The sequence below is a fragment of the Clavibacter lycopersici genome (assembly GCF_003576405.1).
In the GTDB taxonomy this organism is placed as follows: domain Bacteria; phylum Actinomycetota; class Actinomycetes; order Actinomycetales; family Microbacteriaceae; genus Clavibacter; species Clavibacter lycopersici.
The window spans coordinates 1-4,787 of record NZ_QWGT01000215.1 but is presented as its reverse complement, the minus strand read 5'-3'; the positions used below and the strand labels follow the sequence as shown (position 1 = coordinate 4,787).

General features: G+C 73.1%; 5 protein-coding genes. All 5 read right to left on the bottom strand.

Annotated elements, in window-relative coordinates; translation table 11 throughout:
* Positions 1–278, bottom strand: a 278-nt coding sequence (locus DZG00_RS12380; RefSeq protein ID WP_199689816.1) for a translation initiation factor IF-2 N-terminal domain-containing protein, incomplete at its 3' end; no start/stop codon positions are given.
* 96 nt (positions 279–374) lie between these two features.
* Positions 375–668 carry a YlxR family protein gene (locus DZG00_RS12375; protein ID WP_119382824.1) on the bottom strand — a complete coding sequence of 98 codons (294 nt, stop codon included), beginning with the start codon at positions 666–668 and terminating at the stop codon, positions 375–377.
* Between the two features lie 50 nt (positions 669–718).
* Positions 719–1,726, bottom strand: a complete 1,008-nt coding sequence (gene nusA, locus DZG00_RS12370; RefSeq protein ID WP_119382823.1) for a transcription termination factor NusA — start codon at positions 1,724–1,726, stop codon at positions 719–721.
* Between the two features lie 85 nt (positions 1,727–1,811).
* Positions 1,812–3,584: a proline--tRNA ligase gene (locus DZG00_RS12365; RefSeq protein WP_119382822.1), complete on the bottom strand. Its 1,773-nt coding sequence runs from the start codon at positions 3,582–3,584 to the stop codon at positions 1,812–1,814.
* A 31-nt stretch (positions 3,585–3,615) separates the two neighbouring features.
* Positions 3,616–4,617: an NAD-dependent epimerase/dehydratase family protein gene (locus DZG00_RS12360; protein ID WP_119455675.1), complete on the bottom strand. Its 1,002-nt coding sequence runs from the start codon at positions 4,615–4,617 to the stop codon at positions 3,616–3,618.
* Between the last annotated feature and the right edge of the window lie 170 nt (positions 4,618–4,787).

The following is a 4,787-nucleotide window of genomic DNA, read 5'->3' as shown; positions in this document are numbered from 1 at the left end:
GCCGTGGGCTGCGGTCCGGGGGTGGGGCGGCCGCCGGGCTTCGGGGCCGACGAACGGGCTCCGGGGCGCGGGGCGGACGAGGGAGCCGCGGCGGGTGCCGCCGCCTGTCCGGTGAGGCCGGCGGCCTCGAGGGCCGCCTTGAGCTTGCGGGCCACGGGGGGCTCGATGCTCGACGACGGTCCCTTGACGAACTCGCCCATCTCCTTGAGCTTGGCGAGTGCGGTCTTGCTGTCGACGCCGATCTCGGCGGCGATCTCGTGTACGCGTGGTTTTGCCACTGTTCTCCTGTCTGGGGGTCCTCTCCCAGGCAGGAGGGGACCGCTAGTGCTGGACGGATCTCATTTCGAGCCGCTCATTAGTTGTCCATGTGCCGTTCAGCCTGTTCTCTCGGATGCTCGCGCGCTCGGCTGGGCCGCGAGCCGCTCTCGTAGTCCCCCAAGAGCTGCGGGGTCGAGCGCCGCGTCGCTCCGCAGGGCCCGCCCGAAGGCACGCCGCGCGATCGCTCTGTCGATGCACTCGATGGTCGGATGGATCCACGCGCCCCTGCCGGCCATCACCGCGCGCTCGTCGATGACGAGGGAGCGGGTGCGGGGATCGGCGACGATCCGCTGGAGAGCGGACCTCGGGGCACGCCGACGACAGCCGACGCACGTTCTTACCGGATCCATACTAGCCCCTCCCTCCGGCGGCGGCGAGGACGGGTCCCGTCGGGCGGCGCTCAGTCGTCGCCCTCGAGGATCGAGTCGGGCTGGATGTCGATCTTCGCGCCCGTGAGCTTGGCGGCGAGGCGGGCGTTCTGGCCCTCCTTGCCGATGGCGAGCGACAGCTGGTAGTCGGGCACGAGCGCGCGCACGGCCTTGGTCGCCTGGTCGATGACGAACGAGCTCGTGACCCGGGCGGGCGAGAGCGCGTTGCCGACGAAGACGGGCAGCGACTCGGAGTAGTCGACGATGTCGATCTTCTCGTCGTTGAGCTCCGCGGTGACCGCGCGGACGCGCTGCCCGAGCTCCCCGATGCATGCGCCCTTGGCGTTGATGCCGGGCTCGGTCGCGCGCACCGCGATCTTGGTGCGGTGGCCGGCCTCGCGGGCGAGCGAGACGATCTCCACGAGGCCCTGCGCGATCTCCGGCACCTCGAGCGCGAACAGCTTGCGGACGAGCGACGGGTGCGTGCGCGAGACCGTGATCTGCGGGCCCTTGGCGCCGCGGGAGACGCTGGTGACGTAGACGCGCAGGCGCGAGCCGTGCACGTACTTCTCGCCGGGCACCTGCTCCTCGGGCGGGAGGATCGCCTCGATGGTGCCGAGGTCGACGTGGATCATGCGCGGGTTCGGGCCCTGCTGCACGACGCCCGCGACGATGTCGCCCTCCCGGCCCTTGAACTCGCCGAGGATGCGGTCGTCGCCGATGTCGCGCAAGCGCTGGTTGATGACCTGCTTCGCGGCGAACGCGGCGATGCGGCCGAAGTCGCTCGGGCTGTCCTCGGACTCGCCGATGACGAGGCCGTCCTCGTCGAGCTCGGGGACGTGCACGGAGACGTGGCCGCTCTTGCGGTCCAGGTGCACGCGGGCGGGGGGCACGCCGTCGGCGACGGGCTTGGCGTCGGCCTGGTCGGTGTGCTTGAGGTAGGCGGTGAGGATGGCCTGCTCGATGATCGAGACGAGCTCCTCGAACGGGATCTCGCGCTCGCGCTCCATCAGGCGCAAGACGCTCAGGTCGATGTCCACGGTGCGACTCCTCTATTCGGTTGGAAACACTCGAGGCTACCCGACCGGGAGGGGTCGGGCAGCCTCGTCGTGGTGCGTGCGGGGATCAGCCGGCGGCGGTGAGCGCGCCGACGACGTCCGCGAGGGTGACCGGGGTGCGCTCGTTCGTGCGCCGGTCCCACAGCTCGGCCATGCCGTCGACCGCGCCGCGGCCGACGATGACGATGGTGGGCACGCCGATGAGCTCGGCGTCGCCGAACTTCACGCCGGGCGACACCTTGGGGCGGTCGTCGAAGAGCACGTCGAGGCCGGCGGCGTCGAGCGCGTCGACGAGCTCCTCGGACGCGGAGGCGATCTCGTCGCCCTTGCCGGTCATCACGACGTGCACGTCGAACGGGCTGATGGACGCGGGCCAGAGGAGGCCGCGCCCGTCCTGCGTGGCCTCGGCGACGAGCGCGAGGTTGCGGGTGATGCCGATGCCGTAGGAGCCCATGGTGACCGTGACGAGCTTGCCGTTCTCGTCGAGCACCTTGAGGCCCAGGGCCTCCGCGTACATCCGGCCGAGCTCGAAGACGTGGCCGATCTCGGTGCCGCGCGCGGTGCTGATGGGGCCGGATCCGTCGGGAGCGGGGTCGCCGTCGCGCACGTCGGCCGCCTCCACCACGCCGTCGGGCGTGAAGTCGCGGCCGGCGACGAGCGAGAGCACGTGCTTCCCGGCGACGTTGGCGCCCGTGATCCAGGAGGTGCCGTCGACGACGCGGGGGTCGACGAGGTAGCGCACCTTCGTGGTCGACGTGGATCCGAGGACGGGGCCGTCGGGCGACCACGGTCCGATGTAGCCCTTCACGAGGCCGGGCTGCTTCGCGAGGTCGCCCTCGGTGGCGGGCTCGACCTCGGCGGGGAAGAAGGCCACCTCGGCGCGCTTGAGGTCGATGTCGCGGTCGCCGGGGATCCCGACGACGACGAGCTCACGCGTGCCGTCGAGGTGGGTGAGCGCCAGCACGATGTTCTTCAGCGTGTCGGCGGCCGTCCAGGCGCGACCGTCCTCGCGGGGCTCGCGGGCGTTCGCGAGGTCGACGAGGGTGGCGATGGTGGGGGTGTCGGGCGAGTCGAAGACGCGCGCGGCGGGCTGGCCCTCGATGGGGATCGCCTCGGGGACGAGCGTCGTGAACGCCTCGACGTTGGCCGCGTAGCCGCCGGGCGAGCGCACGAAGGTGTCCTCGCCGATGGGCGTGGGGTGCAGGAACTCCTCGCTCTTGGACCCGCCCATGGCGCCCGCGTCGGCGGCGACGATGACGTACTCGAGGCCGAGGCGCTGGAAGATGCGCTCGTAGGCGTCGCGCTGGGCCTGGTAGCTCACGGCGAGGCCGGCGTCGGTGTGGTCGAAGGAGTAGGCGTCCTTCATCGTGAACTCGCGGCCGCGGAGGATGCCGGCGCGGGGACGGGCCTCGTCGCGGTACTTGTCCTGGATCTGGTAGATCGACAGGGGCAGGTCCTTGTAGCTCGAGTAGAGGTCCTTCACGAGCAGCGCGAAGAACTCCTCGTGCGTGGGCGCCAGCACCATGGGCGTGCGCTTGCGGTCCTCGAGGCGGAACATCCCGGGGCCGTACTCGTCGTAGCGGCCGGTGGCCTGGTACGGCTCGGCGGGCAGGAGCGCGGGGAAGTGCACCTCCTGGGCGCCGATGCGCTCCATCTCCTCGCGGACGATCGCCTCGACCTTGTTCTTGACGCGGAGGCCGAGCGGCAGCCAGGCGAAGATGCCGGGGGCCTGGCGGCGGATGTAGCCGGCGCGCACGAGGAGGCGGTGGCTGGCCACCTCGGCGTCGACGGGGTCTTCCCGGAGGGTGCGGACGAAGAGCTTGGAGAGGCGTGTGGACACCGGATCAGCCTAGCGATCCGTCCGGGCCCGCTCAGCGCACGGCGGCGTAGGAGAGGCGCAGGCGCTCGAAGCCCTCGTCGAGGGAGACGGCGGGGGTCCAGCCGAGCGCCCGGCGGGTCTCGCGCTGGTCGAACCAGTGCGCGGTGGAGAGCTGCTCCGCGAGGAAGCGGGTCATGGGCGGCTCGTCGGATCCGGGGCGCACGGCCCAGACGCGCTCGACCGCTCCTCCGGCGGCGCGGGCGAGGGCGGCGGGGACGCGGATCCGCGGAGCGGGGACGCCGGCGGCGCGGCACATGCCGGCGAGGAGCTCGGCGACGGGACGGGGCTCGCCGTTGGTGACGACGTACGCGCGGCCGTGCGCGGTGTCGGCGGCGTCGAGCGCGGCGACGATCGCGTCGGCCGCGTTGTCGCGGTAGACGGTGTCGATGAGCGCGGCGCCGTGACCGAGCAGCGGGAGGCGGCCGCGGGCGGCGCGGTCGACGATGCGGGCGACGAGCTGCGTGTCGCCCGGGCCCCAGACGAGGTGCGGGCGGACGGCGAGCACGCGCATGGCGGGGTCGTCGGCGGCCAGCGCGATGAGCTCGCCCTCGGCCTTGGTGCGGGCGTAGTCGCCGCGGGCCCGGACGGGATCCGCGGGCCCGGCGCCGTCACCGGTGATGGACAGGCCCGTGTGCGCGACCGACGGCGAGGAGACGTGGACGAACCGGGTGACGCCCGCCGCGCGGGCCGCGGCGAGGAGCGCGCGCGTGCCCTCGACGTTGACGGCGCGGAAGTCGGCCGGGTCGCCCGCGAGCGAGACCTTGGCGGCCAGGTGGATCACCGCGTCGACGCCCGCGACGGCGCGGACGACGGAACCCGGGTCGGTGACGCTGCCGCGGAGGTCGACGACGGCTCCCGGTACGGGAGCCGTGCCGCTCCCCGCGAGGCCGGACGGCTGGCGCTGGAAGGTGCGGACGGCGTGCCCGCCGGACGCGAGGCGCTCGGCGACGGCGCGGCCGAGCATGCCGCTGGCGCCCGTGACGAGGACGATCACGGGGCGGTCACCCGGCCGCCCGCGAGGATCCCCGCGGCCCAGCGGCCGAGGCGAGCGCGGTCGACCTTGGAGTTGTGGCGGACGTCGGTCGGCAGGACGGGCACGACGATCACTGCGGCGACGGGGACGCCGACCGCGGCGCGCACGGCGGACGCGAGGCCCGCGTCGCC

Coding starts and splice junctions, on each gene's coding strand:
- DZG00_RS12375 (WP_119382824.1), bottom strand. CDS start 668: ATGGATCCGGTAAGAACGTGCGTCGGCTGTCGTCGGCGTGCCCCGAGG.